Annotated in this window: 12 protein-coding genes; 3 read left to right on the forward strand and 9 right to left on the reverse strand. The window is 63.1% G+C overall.

The genetic code is table 11. From position 1 onward, the window contains the following. Positions 1-81: 81 nt before the first annotated feature. The 4 genes from EM6_RS07725 to EM6_RS07740 form a co-directional block, all read right to left on the reverse strand. Complete coding sequence (locus EM6_RS07725; RefSeq protein ID WP_420000738.1) at positions 82-2,988, reverse strand: ATP-dependent DNA helicase; 2,907 nt, start codon at positions 2,986-2,988, stop codon at positions 82-84. Positions 2,989-3,059: 71 nt separating this feature from the next. After that, positions 3,060-3,881: a TIGR02186 family protein gene (locus tag EM6_RS07730; RefSeq protein WP_126421622.1), complete on the reverse strand. Its 822-nt coding sequence runs from the start codon at positions 3,879-3,881 to the stop codon at positions 3,060-3,062. 9 nt (positions 3,882-3,890) lie between these two features. After that, positions 3,891-4,811 (reverse strand): sulfite exporter TauE/SafE family protein, encoded by a 921-nt coding sequence (locus tag EM6_RS07735; protein WP_126421624.1) that lies wholly within the window; start codon positions 4,809-4,811, stop codon positions 3,891-3,893. A gap of 89 nt (positions 4,812-4,900) precedes the next feature. Then, positions 4,901-7,963, reverse strand: a complete 3,063-nt coding sequence (locus EM6_RS07740; RefSeq protein WP_126421626.1) for a tetratricopeptide repeat protein — start codon at positions 7,961-7,963, stop codon at positions 4,901-4,903. Between the two features lie 209 nt (positions 7,964-8,172). Here EM6_RS07740 and EM6_RS07745 point away from each other — a divergent pair, with 209 nt between their 5' ends. Continuing rightward, a complete protein-coding gene (locus EM6_RS07745) occupies positions 8,173-8,406 on the forward strand; it encodes a hypothetical protein (RefSeq protein ID WP_126421628.1) in 234 nt (77 codons plus the stop codon). Between the two features lie 218 nt (positions 8,407-8,624). Here EM6_RS07745 and EM6_RS07750 read toward each other — a convergent pair whose 3' ends face one another. Then, positions 8,625-9,455, reverse strand: a complete 831-nt coding sequence (locus tag EM6_RS07750) for a hypothetical protein (protein WP_126421630.1) — start codon at positions 9,453-9,455, stop codon at positions 8,625-8,627. Positions 9,456-9,793: 338 nt separating this feature from the next. Here EM6_RS07750 and EM6_RS07755 point away from each other — a divergent pair, with 338 nt between their 5' ends. Next, entirely contained in the window at positions 9,794-10,366 is a 573-nt protein-coding gene (locus EM6_RS07755; protein WP_126421632.1) for a PAS domain-containing protein, read from the forward strand. 14 nt (positions 10,367-10,380) lie between these two features. Here the strand turns inward: EM6_RS07755 and EM6_RS07760 are convergent, their stop codons facing one another. After that, entirely contained in the window at positions 10,381-11,319 is a 939-nt protein-coding gene (locus EM6_RS07760; RefSeq protein WP_126421634.1) for an IS110 family transposase, read from the reverse strand. 381 nt (positions 11,320-11,700) lie between these two features. On the opposite strand from EM6_RS07760, the gene ppk2 reads away from it, so the two are divergent. Continuing rightward, complete coding sequence (ppk2, locus tag EM6_RS07765; RefSeq protein ID WP_126421636.1) at positions 11,701-12,459, forward strand: polyphosphate kinase 2; 759 nt, start codon at positions 11,701-11,703, stop codon at positions 12,457-12,459. A 158-nt stretch (positions 12,460-12,617) separates the two neighbouring features. Here ppk2 and EM6_RS07770 read toward each other — a convergent pair whose 3' ends face one another. The 3 genes from EM6_RS07770 to EM6_RS07780 are packed head-to-tail and all read right to left on the reverse strand — an operon-like array spanning position 12,618 to position 14,314. Next, complete coding sequence (locus tag EM6_RS07770; protein ID WP_126421638.1) at positions 12,618-12,827, reverse strand: hypothetical protein; 210 nt, start codon at positions 12,825-12,827, stop codon at positions 12,618-12,620. A 12-nt stretch (positions 12,828-12,839) separates the two neighbouring features. Next, positions 12,840-14,138 carry an isocitrate lyase gene (aceA, locus tag EM6_RS07775; protein WP_126421640.1) on the reverse strand — a complete coding sequence of 433 codons (1,299 nt, stop codon included), beginning with the start codon at positions 14,136-14,138 and terminating at the stop codon, positions 12,840-12,842. Continuing rightward, positions 14,135-14,314, reverse strand: a complete 180-nt coding sequence (locus tag EM6_RS07780) for a hypothetical protein (protein WP_126421642.1) — start codon at positions 14,312-14,314, stop codon at positions 14,135-14,137. The genes aceA and EM6_RS07780 overlap by 4 nt, the downstream gene beginning before the upstream one ends. Positions 14,315-14,424 lie beyond the last annotated feature (110 nt).

The raw sequence follows: 14,424 nt of genomic DNA on the forward strand, positions 1-14,424 counted from the left end.
CCCAGCAAGCTGGGGAGGTATAGAACCGCACGCGCCCGCGATCGGCGGCGAGAGGCGGTGGTGGGGTGTCTTTCTTTATCCTTATTCCCGCGGCAGGAAGCCCTCAATCGCCGTAACGGCTTCGGTCAAGGTACAGCGCTGCACCACCACCCCGTCGGGCAAGGACGCAAACAACCGCGTAGGGGCCGCCGAATCGAGCATCACAAACACGCCCCGGTCATCGGCGCGGCGGATCAGCCGCCCAAAGGCCTGCGCCAGCTTGGCGCGCACCAGTGCGTCGTCATAGAGTTTGGCCCCGAAATGCGCCCGCCGCGCCTTGTGCAGGGCGTCCGGGCGCGGCCACGGAATGCGGTCAAAGGCGATCAGGCGCAGGGCCTGACCCGGCACATCGACTCCGTCGCGCACCGCATCGGTCCCCAGAAGGCACGAATGGCGCTCAGAGCGAAATACGCTGATCAGGTCCGAAACATCCAGCGGATCGACGTGCTGGGCATAGAGCGAAATCCCCGCCTCTCCCAGCGGCCGGAACAATTGCTCATAGACGGCCTTGAGGCGGCGAATGGCGGTAAACAGGCCAAGCCCCCCGCCCCCGGCCGCCAGAAACAGCGCCTTCATGGCGGTGGCAACGGCGCGCGGATCATCGCGCGGCACGTCGGTGACGACGAACAACCGCGCCTGCGCCTCGTAATCAAACGGCGAGGCGATGCGCAGTGACTTGGCCCCCATCGACAGGTGCGCAGCGCCGGTGCGTTGCCGCGCCAGAGCAAACGGGTCTTCGTCAGGCTGTTCGGCCAGCGCTTTATCCGACAGGGTGGCCGAGGCCATCAGCACCCCGTGCGCCGGTTTCAGCACATAGTCGGCCAGCGGCACGGAGGGATCGACAAAGTGGCGGTGCAGCCCCACATCGGCCAGCCGCCCACCGTGCGTGATGGTGGCGAACCAATCGACATAGGGCGAAGGTTGCGTCGGGTCTTCGTCCTCGGCATAGGCCAGTTGCTGCAACAGGCTGCGCCACGCCGGCAGCGTCATGCGCGCCCGCCGCTCCAGCCCGCGCAGAGCCCCATCAAGCCGCGTGCGTTCGGCCAGATCGATCTCTTCCTCGCCCGTCAGAATGTCCTCAATGGCACGCACCAGGGCCAGCAATGGCGCTTCGATGGCTTGCAACGCCTTGGCCGCCGCCGAGGCCGCTTCGGACACTTCGGGCAGGCAGGGATGGGCTTCGCATTCGGCATTATCAGCTTCGGGGCGATAGCGGCTCTTGCTGGCGTTTTCCTGCCCCCGCACCTCGATCTGTTTCAGGGCGGCGGCCAGCAGGGCCTCAATGGGCCCAAGCGGGGCCATCATCTCGCCCGACTGGGTGCGCGTGGTCAGGCGCTGCGACCAGCCTTCGGACGGCAGCAGGTGCGCCGCGCGGATCAGGTCTTTCAGGGCGTTTTGCGCCACTTCGCGCGTCGCCAGAAGGTCGCCCAGCCTTTGTTCCAGCCCGCGTGAGCGCCGCCCGCGCCCCTCATTGCCGCGTATCCAGCGGCGCAGCTCATAGGCCTCAAAACCCGACAGCTCCGACGAAAAGGCCCCGTCAGCGGCTTCGAACACGTGGTGGCCTTCGTCGAAGACCAGCCGCGACAGGCCCGGCGCTTCGGGCTCCACCGTCACCTCGCCCTGTTCGGCCTTGGCGGCTTCGCGCAGATCATAGGCCGCCTGCGCCATGACCAGCGCGTGATTGGCGATGATGATCTGCGCCGACTTGGCCTTACGGATCGACTTTTCGACGAAACAGGTGCGGTAGTGGGCGCAGGCGCTGTAGATACATTCGCCGCGCCGATCGACCAGATTGGCCGGATTGAGCGCCCCGAACAGGGCCGCGGCCGAGCCTGCGGGCAATAGCGACGGCAGCCAGGTGGGAAAGTCACCGCCGACAATATCGCCATCGCGGCTATAGACGATCCAGCGCGCCACCAGAGCGGCGACGATCGCCTCGCCCGGCCCTTGCGTCAGCGGGGCCAACCGCTCCTGCCAGTTCAGCAGGCACAGATAGTTCTCGCGCCCCTTGCGGATGGCCACCTTGTTTTCGCGCTCCCCCTCCGTGTCAAACAGGGCGCGGGTGTCGTTATAGATCTGCTTCTGCAGGGCCTTGGTATAGGTCGAAACCCACACCCGCCCCTGCGCCTTTTCGGCCCACAGGCGCGCCGGTGACAGGTAGCCGAGCGTCTTGCCCGTGCCCGTCCCGGCCTCCAGCAGCAGCATGTTCGGCTGTTCCGAGGCCCACTTAGGCGCAAACATCTCGCGTGTTTTCAGCGCAAAGGCCTGCTGTTCGGGGCGACCTTCCTGAAGACCGGCGCGGTGCAGATTGTCCTTCAGGCCTTTCAGCACCTCGTCTTCGCCGAGGCTAACCTGACGCGCATCGCCAGCGGGGGCCTGCTCCTCCCATTCTTCGAGCAGCGACCACACCTCCAGCGGCGGCGGCGCGACATAGCCGTCTGGCACCGGCTTCTGGCTCAGGGCCGCGTCCACAAACGGCGCCCAGACCCAGCCCTGACGCTGCATGAATTCCAGCGACGAGCGCGCCATCAGCCGAAAGGCCAGAGGCGCGTCGGACAGTTCCCGCGCCAGAGCCAGCGCCACCTGATAGACGACGGCGGCCTGCGCCTCGGCCCCTTCCGGCTCGCCATAGCCCATGGCCAGCGCCAGACCGGCCACGGACGGGGCGGCAAAACGCGCCGGGCGCACAAAGGCAAACAGTTCCAGAAGGTCGAAATGCTTCGCTTCGCGGAAAGAGCGCTGACCGAACAGGCGCTGCCGCATCAGGGGGGCATTGACGATCAGCAGGGGTTCGCGCCCCCAGGCTTCGCGCGCTTCCGGGGCCCCGATGCGCCGCGACACGTGCCCGTCGCTGAACGCCCCGCTTGACGGCAAAAGCGCAAAGCCCTGCGCCGGTAAGTGCGCGCGCAGGGATGCCACCGCGTCGGCGGACGGCGTCTGATCGGCAATGTCGGGAAACTCGGGACTCACCGAGCCAATGTAGTCGTTAAAGGCGGCAATCCCAAGACCTAAATGCCACTCTACCCCCGCCGGAACAACCGTGACGCCAGCGCGCCCATGCCCATGCTCATAAAGACGCAGGCCAGCCCGTAAAGCCACGCATGGCGGTGCGCCACCGTATAGACGAAGCGTTCAAACCCGACCTTTTCCACCGTCAGCTTTTTCTCGCTATAGCCGACCGGCTGACCGTCGCGGAACAGCCAGACCTCCGCCGTATAGTCGCCAATCGGCGCTTCCGAGGGCAGGGTCACTTCGGCGCGAAACAGGTTCTTATCGACAAAGCGCACGCCCAACGGGTTGTCATTATACAACCCGGCCTTCGATTTCAGCCGGATGACCGCGCGCCGCCAGTCGAGATAGTCGTCTTCGATGCCATTGACGACCACATCCTTGACGCCGTAGCGCGTCACCACCTTGTTTTCGCGCGAGGTGTCCATGGCGATATAGTCGAGCCCCAGCCCCAGAAGCCGCCGGTGCGAAAAATCGGTAATGCGGTCCAGCGGTTGCGACGAGGCCGCCATATAGTAGCCGGGCGCGCCTTCGAAGACGACGGGACGCGAATTGAGCCACACGGCCCCGGCCTTGACCTTGCGGATCAGGCGCATCGAGGCCTGTGGCCCGCGGATGATCACCACCACGTCGGACGGCTGATCTTCGGGTTGAAACACGGCCCCATAAAGGATGACCTTGGCCCCCTGAAACGAGGAGGAGACCTCGATACGGTTCTGGGTCAGGTCGGTGGACAGAAGATCAGCCGACACGCCCGCCGCCGGTTGCGTCTCGATATAGGGCACCGGGGGCGCGGGGGCGGTGACGTCGGGCGGCAGGGAGGCGGCGACCATATCCCGCCCCTATCCGTTTGTGGGGGCCAGAATGAACGGGTCTTCCGGCGGCACGAACAGGGTAAAGCCCATCTGCAAACCGGCCATTAAAATAATAATGGCCAGTACCACCCGCATCTGTTCGGCGCGGAATCGCGTGGCGGCGCGGATACCCAGTTGCCCGCCGATCACCCCGCCGATCAGCAGGATAAAGGCCAGCACCGCATCGACCGTATGGTTGCGCACGGCCTGCAGGATCATGGTGACCAGAGTCGTAATGACGATCTGAAACAGGCTGGTGCCCACAACCGCCGAAGCCTTCATACGCAGCAGATAGATCATGGCCGGCACGATCAGAAAGCCGCCACCCACCCCCATCAGCGCCGCCAGAAGACCGACGACAAAGCCAATCGCAATCGGGGGAATCACCGAGATATACAGGCCCGACACCGGAAAGCGCATCTTGTACGGCAGGGCGTAGAGCCAGCCGGGGCGTTTGACCTTGGGGCGTTCGGCAGGCAGGCCGTCGCGCGCCCGCAACAGGGCCCGCAGGCTTTCATTGAGCATCATGCCGCCGATGGTCCCCAGCAGCAGCAGGTAGAGGATGGCGACCATCAGGTCGGCCTGCCCCAGGAGGCGCAGCAGGCGGAAGACTTCGACGCCCGCAACCGCCCCGGCGATACCGCCCACCGCCATAACGCCGCCCATGCGGTAATCGACGCTGGCTTCACGGCCATAGCTCATGACGGAAGAGGTCGAGGTGGCCAGCACGTGACCGGCCTGAGACGCCACGGCAATCGACGGCGGTATGCCCAGCGCCACCAGCACCGGGGCCATCAGAAAGCCGCCCCCGACACCAAACAGACCCGACAGAAACCCCACAACCACACCCAGCCCGGCCATCAGCCAGACATTCACCGACATCTCGGCGATGGGCAGGTAGATTTCCACGTCAGGGCCTTTCGGATAACCAGATTTCCGGCCATGCCAAGTCTGTCACAGACGGCCGGAGGGGGCCATATCTTATTGGCCCCGCAAGGTTAACGCGCCGCTAAGCTGGTGTCGTCTGTTTTGCTTTTCAGGGGCGTGAAGGCGCGCGCGGCGGTCTGCGCCGTGGCCACCTGTTCCGGCTTCAGACGCGCCCGCAGCTCCTTGAGCATGGACTCGGCTTCGCGGTCGCCATTATTGGCCGCAATCGACAGCCACTTATAGGCTTCCGGGGCGTTTTCCGGGATGGCGGTGCCCTGCATATACATGACGCCGATACCGAACTGGCCATCGCGCACGCCGTATTCCGCCGACTTGCGAATCCAGCTCGCTGCCGCATTGTAATCGAGCGGGCCGCCTTCGCCATTATAGTTCATCAGACCAAACTTATACATGGCCAGCGGATAGTCGGCCTTGGCCGCGCGTTCGGCCCACTGGCGCGCCTGCGCCTTGTCGGCCACGAGCAGCCCGTCCCGCCCACCGTCATAGAGGGTGCTCATCTCGTACTGCGCCACCGGATAGCCGAGATCGGCGACGGTACGCATGGCCTCAACGGCCTTGGGGTCGTTGGCATCCAGGGCCAGAGACGCAGCCTCGTACATGGCCTTGAGACGCTTCATATCCTGCGCCTTCGGCTGGGGCGTGGTGATCGCCGCGGCCGCCAGGGTGGGCTTTTGCGCCGCCGGTTCGTCCTTGTCACGGAAGGCGTAGTAACCGCCGACCGCCCCTGCCGTCACGACGATGGCGATGGACGAGGCCTTGAAGGCATTCAGCAGGGTCTTGCCCTTGGCCTTTTCGGCCTTGGGCTGGGCCTCGCGCGTGCGCGAGGTGCCGAGTTTCAGCCCCAGAGGTTTCTTGGTGTCAGCCCCTTCGATCGAGGCGCGTACCGCCGCCCGTGCCGCCGCCAGCGCATCGCGCGTGGACAGGGGGGCCGCGTCTTCGTAAGGCGCACCCGACAGGGTCGCGGGAGCCACCTTGCGCGACGCATCGACGTCGGCAAAGGGGTCAAGGTCGAAATCGTCGGTAAAGGGGTCAGCGGCGGCACGCGCCGCGCGCGGCTTCAGCGGGGCCTGCATGTCGCGGCCATCGTCTTCGCTCAGAGCGCCCTGCGCCCGCGTTTCGGCGATCAGGGCCTCGGCAAACGGATCAGAGGCCGGGCTTTTGGCCGGCTCAACGATATCGGTAAAAGGATCGTCCTCAAACGGATCAGCGCCAAACTGCGTCACCGATTCCAGCAGACGCCCGGTCAGGTCATCGTCTGACGACGCGCGCCTGACCTCTGTCTGGATCACCGGTTTCGGGGCGGCCTCAGCGATCGGCGCGGGCGCTTCGTCTTCGAAGCCGTGCTCAAAGGCCGAAAACGGCTTTTGCTGCAATTCGGTCGGCGCAAAGAGCGGCGCCTGCGGGGCGTCGCGTTCGGCTTCGCGCAGCAGAGTCTGGGTCTGGGCCTGCCCCAGACGGGCGTCGATCTTGTTGCGCGCCTCGTCGAGCAGCTTTTGCGTGCGCTCCTCGCTCTGGCGAATGCGCTCGGCAATGTCGGAATGGACGCGCTGATGACGGGTATCGAGTTCTTCGCCGACGCCTTCCAGCACCTGAGTGGTGCGCTTTTCGGTCTCGACGATCTTGCGCGTCAGACTTTCGGAAATGCGGGCGATTTCCCCGCTCAGGCGCTCAAGCGCGTTGGCGTGGGTCGCGTCCGCCGCTGCAAAGCGCGACTCAACCTGATCGTTCAGGCGCTTCATATCCGCGGCCATGTGGGCGACCGCCTCATTACCCGATCTCTGCACGGCCGCCACCTTACGATTGAGGTTATCGGCAATTTTCAGGACGTCCTGCCCCAGGGTCTCAATGGCGCGGGCCTGACGCGACTCAGCCGCCGCCAGACGCGATTCGACCACTGCCAGCGTCTCCTCGGCGGAGCGCTGCTGGCTGTCTTCCAGAAGGCGCATGACTTCAAAGCGCGACTCTTCGACACGACGGGTCAGGTCGGCCGACAGACGGCTCAGCGACTGCACCGATTCCGGGTCGGTCACATCGCCTTGCGCCTCGGCGCGGTTCAGGCGCGCATCCAGCGCCGTAAAGGCCTGCTCCAGCCCCCGCATGGCGGTGGCGGTGCGCGCTTCGGCGGCTTCCAGACGTTGCGACAGTTGCGCGGCCACACGGTCCACCAACGCCTGCGCCGCCGCGTCGGGGTCGCGCAGTTCAAGCTGGCTCAAACGGTGCGACAGGCCGACCAGATCACCGCGCACATCCTTGAGCACATCGCGTGAGCGGACGTCGTTTTCATAAAGCTGATTGGCCAGACGCCCGACGGCGGCTTCGACCGTTTCAAACGCCGCCTGCGCCGGATTGGCCTTCAGTTCGGCCTCCAGACGCGCCACACGCTCACGCTCCTCGCGCAGGTGGCCAGACAGGCCCTCCAGACGCTCGGCCTGCGCATCGACCAGACGCTCCGCCGTTTCCAGACGCTCAGACAGGGCCTGACGGTCGGCATCGCCACGCGCCAGCCACTCACGCGAATTGGCCACGCTGTCGAGCACTTCACGCGCCGTATCGCTCATGCGCGCTTCGGTTTCGGCCACCGTCTCGGCCAGCGTGCTTTCGGAGCGCTCCAGACGGTTGAGCAGCGCCTCAACGGCCTGAGACACGCCGCGCACGGCCGAGGCCGAGCGCAGTTCAGAGTTTTCTAGGCGCGACCCCAGGGTTTCCAGCACGCGCGTCACCTTACCGATATCGCTCCCCGACGCCTGACCCAACGGCGCTTCGTCGTAATAGGCAGGGGCCACGGGGGCGCGGCGCTGACGCTCAGCGGCCATGGAATAGGGGGCCGGACGACGCGCCGGCGAGGGCTGAGGCGCCACATCGCGCGGCGCGTACATATCGTCGTCGTAGTCGTCTTCGACGTAAACGGGCTCAGGGGCACGACGGGTGCGCGGGGCCGGGTTACGGGCCGCGCGCTGACGCTCACGGCGGATCGCCGCATCGACGTCTTCGCCCTTGAGAATCATCTGATTGAGCCATTCGCCCAACGTCATGCCAGAGCGGTGCGCCAATTCCTTGGCCACTTCTCTCGCCTTGGCGTCGATGCCTTTTACGCTCCAAGGCGTGCCGCTCATCCGAATCCCCTATCAACCTTTGCGGTAAAGGCTAATACGCATCATCTGGGGTGTAAACCTTTTGTTAACCCCAATATCTGGGAGAACACTATTCTTCTGTGGAAGATGCGCCGAAACGAATCGCTTTTCTGGCGAAGCCAGTCCCTGCATACCGCTTATCCACAAAAAAACGCAACACCTCTTGCGCGTCTGCGCCTCAGGAGGCCCATATGCCGGGCATGGACCTGAACTTGCCCCTGACCCTCACCCTGCTGGCTGTATTTGCCGGACTGACCGTCCTTTCCGGCTGGCTGGGGGCGCGTCCGCCCGACCTGCGCAAGGAAAATCCCCGGCTGATCCCGTGGCGCTTCGTGATGCTGCTGGCGGCGACGGTCAGCATCTTCCTAATCATCCACGCCCTGACCGTGCTGGGCCTAAAGACCGATCCACCGGCACAGTATTGACGTCGATTTTCGGCCACGAAAATCACGAAAACGGTGGCGGAGTCTTACCCTAAAGGGCTCGTCTGTCGAGGCGTCCGCACCGTCCTCTTTTCCAGCTTTTCGTGTTTTTCGTGGCCAATTCTCTTCCCGACGATCGGGCATGAATAAAGCCCCGGCTCTGACGAGGCGGGGCTTGGAAGATTTCAGTCGCGTTTCTGGTTATAGAAAGCTGTGTTTGTTTACTGGACAAACCCGCCGACGCCGCCGTCGAAGACCATCGTCGAGCTGTAAGAAGCCGACGATTGCTTCACGACTTCGCGCTGGGCCATATAGTTTTCGGTGGTGGTCAGGGTCAGTACCTTGATACCGGCGCCGAACTTGCGCAGCAGCGAGCGCTCGTTACAGTCGCGGGCCGCCAGTTGCACCTTGCAGCGGACCTGACCGCCTTCGTGCCACAGGGCCTCGCTCTTGCGGCAATCGTAAGACTTGCCTTCGCCGCCGTCCTTGTCGCGCAAGGTGTAGCGCATCTTGGTCCCGGCGATGCAGCGATAGACTTCGCCGGCATAGCTGCCCGCCACGTCCTTACCGCCAAAGACCTGAGAGGCCGGATGCGGCACGCCCTTATCGTCGATGCAGGCGGCTTCGATAATCATCAGGCGGGTCGAACTGCGCGAGGCCTGATAGGATTCCATGGCGCGCGTTTCGCCGCCTTCGACGTTGAGGCCCATGGTCGAGGGGATGCCCTGCGCCTGCGACCAGTTGCCGTAGCCACCGCCGTAATAGACCGCACCCGAACCAGAACCGTTGAAGGCGCCAGGACCATAGGCGCGCGCACTGGCATTGGCATTGACGTTCACATTGACGTTGACATCGACATTGCCGCCACCGCCGCCACCGCAGCGACCACCGCCGCACGGCATGTTGGGCTTACCCGGATGGGTCGGCGGGCTGGGCGGGGCCGGCGGCGTGCAGCCGCTGTTGCAGCCCGCACCGGCCAGAGCCGCGCTGGCCGTCATCATCATGCCGAACCCGACCACGGCGGCAAGGGTTTTTGCAAAGCTAACGCGCATATCACGCTCCTGAGTGTCTGGGGCAGGCCGCCGTAATACAGGCCCGGCTGCCGCTGAATGATCTGTGGTCCGCAACGGTCCTAAAATGCGCCAGTCTGGCACAAACGGGACCCGTTCTGCCGTCGTCTGAGCAAGATCCGTACCGGACCGCTGAGACGGCGGACAAAAAGGCTTTCTGTCGTCGTAGCACAGGTGTCTTGCGGTAGTATTAAGCGCCTGACGCGAAAAGAGAACCGCTTTCCCCCTGCGGGTGCGCCGGACCGGTTTTTTTCGGCTCTGCATCGGTGTGGGGCCAGACAGGCCGGATTCTTGCTGTGTACACCTCAGAGGAGGCCGCCATGGCTCACAATGACACAAGGACATTTCTCAGCTACTGGCAGGCGCTGCGTCGCAAGGCCGGTCAGACGCCGCTGCGTTCAGACCTTGACCCGATTCATCTGAATACCCTTCTGCCATCCGCCTTTATACTGACAGCGCGCGACGGCTTTCGCTTCCGCCTGATCGGTGAGCGCGTCGAACGCCTGCATGGCACGCACCTCAAGGGGCGCGGCTTTACCGAACTGTTTGGCGAAGCGCACGCCGCGCTTGTGGTGGCCAGCCTGACCCTGGCGCGGCAGCGCGAAGAGGCGGTGTGTCTCAAGGTCCATGTGCCGCTTGAAACCATGGACGCTACGGGTGAACTGATGCTAGTGCCGCTGCGCAATGACAAGGGCCTTGTCGATCGCTTTGCCGGGGTCTATGCCCTGCATAGCGGCTGGCCGCGCCACTTTGCCAGCGTCCACCCGCTCGATATCGAGGCCCCGCTGGCCGACAAGCTGAGCCTGCTCGCGGCCCAGATCGAAAACACCCAGACCACAGCCCCCAATCGCCAGACGCGCCTGATCGTTCTGAACGACCGCCGCGTGGCTTAGAGTATCCGTTTTGATCAAGCGGATTTTGGTGTCCATTTTCGCTTATTCCGCAGGAGTGCGTTAGCGAGGATGATGAGCTTTCGCATGACGGCAGTGATGGCGACTTTTGGTGGTTTTCCTGCGGCTTTGAGTTGGTGGTATTTGGCCTTGAGATTTGGGTTGAAACGGCAGGCGACGAGAGCAGGCATGTAGAGGGCTTGGCGGACGATGGCCCTGCCGCCGGCGATGAAAGCGCGTCCGTTCCATCGTCCGGACTGGCGGGTCATGGGGGCCAGTCCGGAGAGTGCGGCGGCAGCCTTCTCATCGAGTTGACCGAGTTCCGGCATCTCGATAAGGAGCGTAAAGGCCGTGATCTGCGACACGCCAGGTATCGAGACGAGGATGTCGAACCTGGCGCTCAGGGAGGCATCTGCGCCGATCATTGTCATGATGGCGTGGTCCACGGCCTTGAGCTGGCGCTCGACCTGAGCGAGCCTGTCGGCATTGTGTCTCTTCAAGAGCGGGCTTGTAAGGTTGTTGGCCCTGTTTTTTGTGGCGGTCCTGTCCTTGATCAGGGCCAGCCGTGCGGCGTGTAACTCTTTCAGATCATTGTGGATTTGAGGGTTGGCTTTCAGAGTGCGTGGTTCAAGCAACTGGCCGTAACGGGCCAGCAATTCAGCGTCGATCCGGTCTGTCTTGGCCAGCCTGCCTGTGGCTTCACAGAAGCGACGGGCAAGGCGCGGATTGACTTTGGAGAGCGGCAATCCTTGCGCCATCATGAACTGCTCGAAGGCTTTGTGGTAGGGGCCTGTCGGCTCATAGACAATCCGCGCCACGCCCTTTTCGGTGATCCACCTGACAATGGTGGCAAATCCCTTGCGGTCATTACTGACCCTCAGGGTTTGACCGTCTGGCAGACTGTGCAGGTCGATATGGTCTTTCGAGATGTCTGCACCGATGGTATTATCGTTCATCTTTTCTGATCTCCTATGCTTGTCATCCGAGCCAAAAGCTCCGGTATCCGTTCAGGACGATTGGAAAAGATGGGGGCGATCAAACTCTAAACCGGTCCGGCCTTCCTAAGAAGGCTGACCTGCGGAATCACGATCCGTCCCCCATCGCCGGAGACGGATGGCCGTCCTCTCCGGCGCTTCTTTATCGCACCAAGAAGCACAGAAATCATAAGACAAGCGCATTCCGAAAAGTGTGAAACGGTTTTCGGAATCAAATGCGCTACAAAACAAAATGTTAGAGCGACATTTCGATTCAACCTGAACGAAATGCGCTCTAAGCGGGATTTGCTGTTGAAATTTTTGTCACGGCGGGTGAGCCTCTCTGTCTGAGAAGGAGCGCCCATGACCGAGGACGAATACGAAGCCGAACTGGCCCGCTTGCAGGTGGCTCTGGTCGATGCCCAGATCTGGGCCGTGGCCGAGGGCAAGAAGATCTGCCTTGTTTTTGAGGGCCGCGACAGCGCGGGCAAGGACGGGGCGATCAAGCGCATTACCGAGCACCTGTCGGTGCGGCAGACGCGCGTCATCGCCCTGCCCAAACCATCTGATCGTGAAAAAAGCCAGTGGTGGTTTCAGCGCTATGCCGAGCACCTGCCCGCCGCCGGGGAATGGGTGATCTTTAACCGCTCGTGGTACAATCGCGCCGGGGTCGAAAAGGTGATGGGCTTTTCCACGCCGCAGGATCAGGAGATTTTCCTGCGAGATGTGACGCCGTTTGAGACCATGCTGGACGATGCCGGGATCATCCTGATCAAGCTGTGGCTGGATATTTCCAAAAAGGAACAGAAAGAGCGGCTGGATGACCGGCGCTCCGATCCACTCAAGCGCCTGAAGGTGTCACCGCTCGATGCGGTGGCGCAGGAGAAATGGGACGCCTATTCCGCCGCGCGTGATGAGATGCTGCGCCGCTCACACCACGCGGGCGGCCCGTGGACCTGCGTCAGGACCGACAAGAAAAAAGAGGCGCGGCTCAACATTATCCGCCACGTCCTGCACAATCTGGGCTGCCCGGCCTATACCCACAATGTGCCCACCCCCGATGCGGACATCGTTTTCGGCTACGATAAGGTCATCGCGGGCGAAAAGGCCTTGTTTAGCTAAAGCGGTGTCGCAAAGCGTGAGCGCTCTTGAAAAAACATTACTATAAAACAAATATTTAGATCACACCCCCGCAAAACGCCGTAACAAAACAAACGCCAGGGCCAGGTTTCGACGGATCGGACGAAACCCGGCTCAGATGCGTAGGGTTGGGGATGCTCCTACTCGTACCCGTGGGCCGCCTCATTGATGGTCAGGGTCGGCATACGGGTGAAATCGACCTCGACCGGCTGCGCCAGCTTGAGCCGATAGGTGCGCAAAACGTGTTCAAGGCGACGCCGGGTTTCCTGCGTGGCGGCCGCATCCGCATTGAGGTTCAGCGGCGCGAGGCAGAAGTCGATAATGGCATCCGGACGGGTATAGGTGGTCATAGCAATACTCCTTTATTCCGCTGGCGTCATTTCAGCGGCGTGAAACTGAGCGGTTTCGGTCGAGTCCTTCAGCGCGGTGGTCGAGGACCGCCCATTGGTGATGGTCATGGCGATCTTATCGAAATAGCCGGTGCCGACCTCACGCTGGTGACGGGTAGCGGTATAGCCCGCCGCCTCGTTGGCGAATTCGCGCTGCTGAAGCTCGGAATAGGCCGCCATGCCGCGGTCGCGGTAACCGGAGGCCAGCTCGAACATGCCGTTATTCAGCGAGTGGAAGCCGGCCAGGGTTACGAACTGGAACTTATAGCCCATAGCCCCTAACTCGCGCTGGAACTTGGCGATCGTCGCCTCGTCCAGCTTGGCCTTCCAGTTGAAGGACGGCGAGCAGTTATAGGCCAGCAGCTTGCCCGGATGGACCTTGTGCACGGCCTCGGCAAAGCGGCGCGCGTCATCGAGGTCCGGGTGCGAGGTTTCCCACCACAAAAGGTCGGCGTATTTGGCGTAGGCCAGACCGCGCGCAATGCAGTGATCAAGCCCCGTCCCGGCCTTCAGGCGGAAGAAGCCTTCCGGCGTGCGGCTGTCGCGGTCGATGAACGGATGGTCGCGCTCGTCAATGTCCGAGGTGATCAGTTGCGCCGACTCGGCATCGGTGCGCGCCACAGTGAGGGTGGGCACGCCCATCACATCGGCCGCCAGACGCGCCGCGATCAGGTTGCGCTCATGCGCCTGGGTCGGGATCAGCACCTTGCCGCCGAGGTGGCCGCACTTCTTTTCCGAAGCCAGTTGGTCCTCGAAATGCACGCCCGCCGCCCCGGCCTCGATAAAGGCCTTCATGATCTCAAAGCTGTTGAGCGGCCCGCCGAAACCGGCCTCGGCATCGGCGACTATGGGCGCGAACCAGTCGCGTTTCACGCCACCCTCAGAATGCTCGATCTGATCGGCGCGCTGAAGCGTGCGGTTGATGCGGCGGCACAGTTCCGGGGCGGCATTGGCCGGGTACAGCGACTGATCCGGATACATGGCCGAAGCCGTGTTGGCATCCGCCGCCACCTGCCAGCCAGACAGGTAAATGGCCTTAAGCCCGGCGCGCACCATCTGCATGGCCTGATTGCCGGTGACGGCCCCCAGCGCATTGATAAACGGCTCCTCGTGCAGGAGTTGCCACAGGCGGTTGGCCCCGCGCTCGGCCAGCGTATTGTGCACAAGGACCGAACCCCGCAGCTTTTCGACCTCCTGCGGCGTGTACGGACGGGTAATGCCGTCGAAGCGCCCCTTGGGGGCATTGGGCACAAGTTGCTCGAAAGTGGTCATGACAGGGTCTCCGTATCCCGACGCTCAGGCCGGGGTGTGGTGGGATTGAGGCTTTCGCGATGGGCCATCAGGGCGGCCTGACGCGACAGGACGGCCGCCGCGCCAAAGGAGGACGCATAGACGGCCACAAGGTCGAACGGGCTCAGGAACGGTGTAAAGATGGGTGAATTTGTCATAATACGTCTCCTTTCCGGCGGCCGGGCCGCGCTGTTGATGGGACGATTAAGCGCCGAAAATCAGCGAAACGGGAGGGTTTGGTGGGTAAATGTCGCGTCATTTGGCAAAA

The sequence above is a fragment of the Asticcacaulis excentricus genome, assembly GCF_003966695.1.
Taxonomy (GTDB): Bacteria; Pseudomonadota; Alphaproteobacteria; order Caulobacterales; family Caulobacteraceae; genus Asticcacaulis; species Asticcacaulis excentricus_A.

Bases quoted from the DNA above. Each gene is read 5' to 3' on its own strand.
- EM6_RS07730 (WP_126421622.1), bottom strand. From the start codon at position 3,881: ATGGTCGCCGCCTCCCTGCCGCCCGACGTCACCGCCCCCGCGCCCCCG.
- EM6_RS07740 (WP_126421626.1), bottom strand. From the start codon at position 7,963: ATGAGCGGCACGCCTTGGAGCGTAAAAGGCATCGACGCCAAGGCGAGA.
- EM6_RS07780 (WP_126421642.1), bottom strand. From the start codon at position 14,314: ATGACAAATTCACCCATCTTTACACCGTTCCTGAGCCCGTTCGACCTT.
- EM6_RS07770 (WP_126421638.1), bottom strand. From the start codon at position 12,827: ATGACCACCTATACCCGTCCGGATGCCATTATCGACTTCTGCCTCGCG.
- EM6_RS07755 (WP_126421632.1), top strand. From the start codon at position 9,794: ATGGCTCACAATGACACAAGGACATTTCTCAGCTACTGGCAGGCGCTG.
- EM6_RS07750 (WP_126421630.1), bottom strand. From the start codon at position 9,455: ATGCGCGTTAGCTTTGCAAAAACCCTTGCCGCCGTGGTCGGGTTCGGC.
- EM6_RS07745 (WP_126421628.1), top strand. From the start codon at position 8,173: ATGCCGGGCATGGACCTGAACTTGCCCCTGACCCTCACCCTGCTGGCT.
- EM6_RS07760 (WP_126421634.1), bottom strand. From the start codon at position 11,319: ATGAACGATAATACCATCGGTGCAGACATCTCGAAAGACCATATCGAC.
- ppk2 (WP_126421636.1), top strand. From the start codon at position 11,701: ATGACCGAGGACGAATACGAAGCCGAACTGGCCCGCTTGCAGGTGGCT.
- aceA (WP_126421640.1), bottom strand. From the start codon at position 14,138: ATGACCACTTTCGAGCAACTTGTGCCCAATGCCCCCAAGGGGCGCTTC.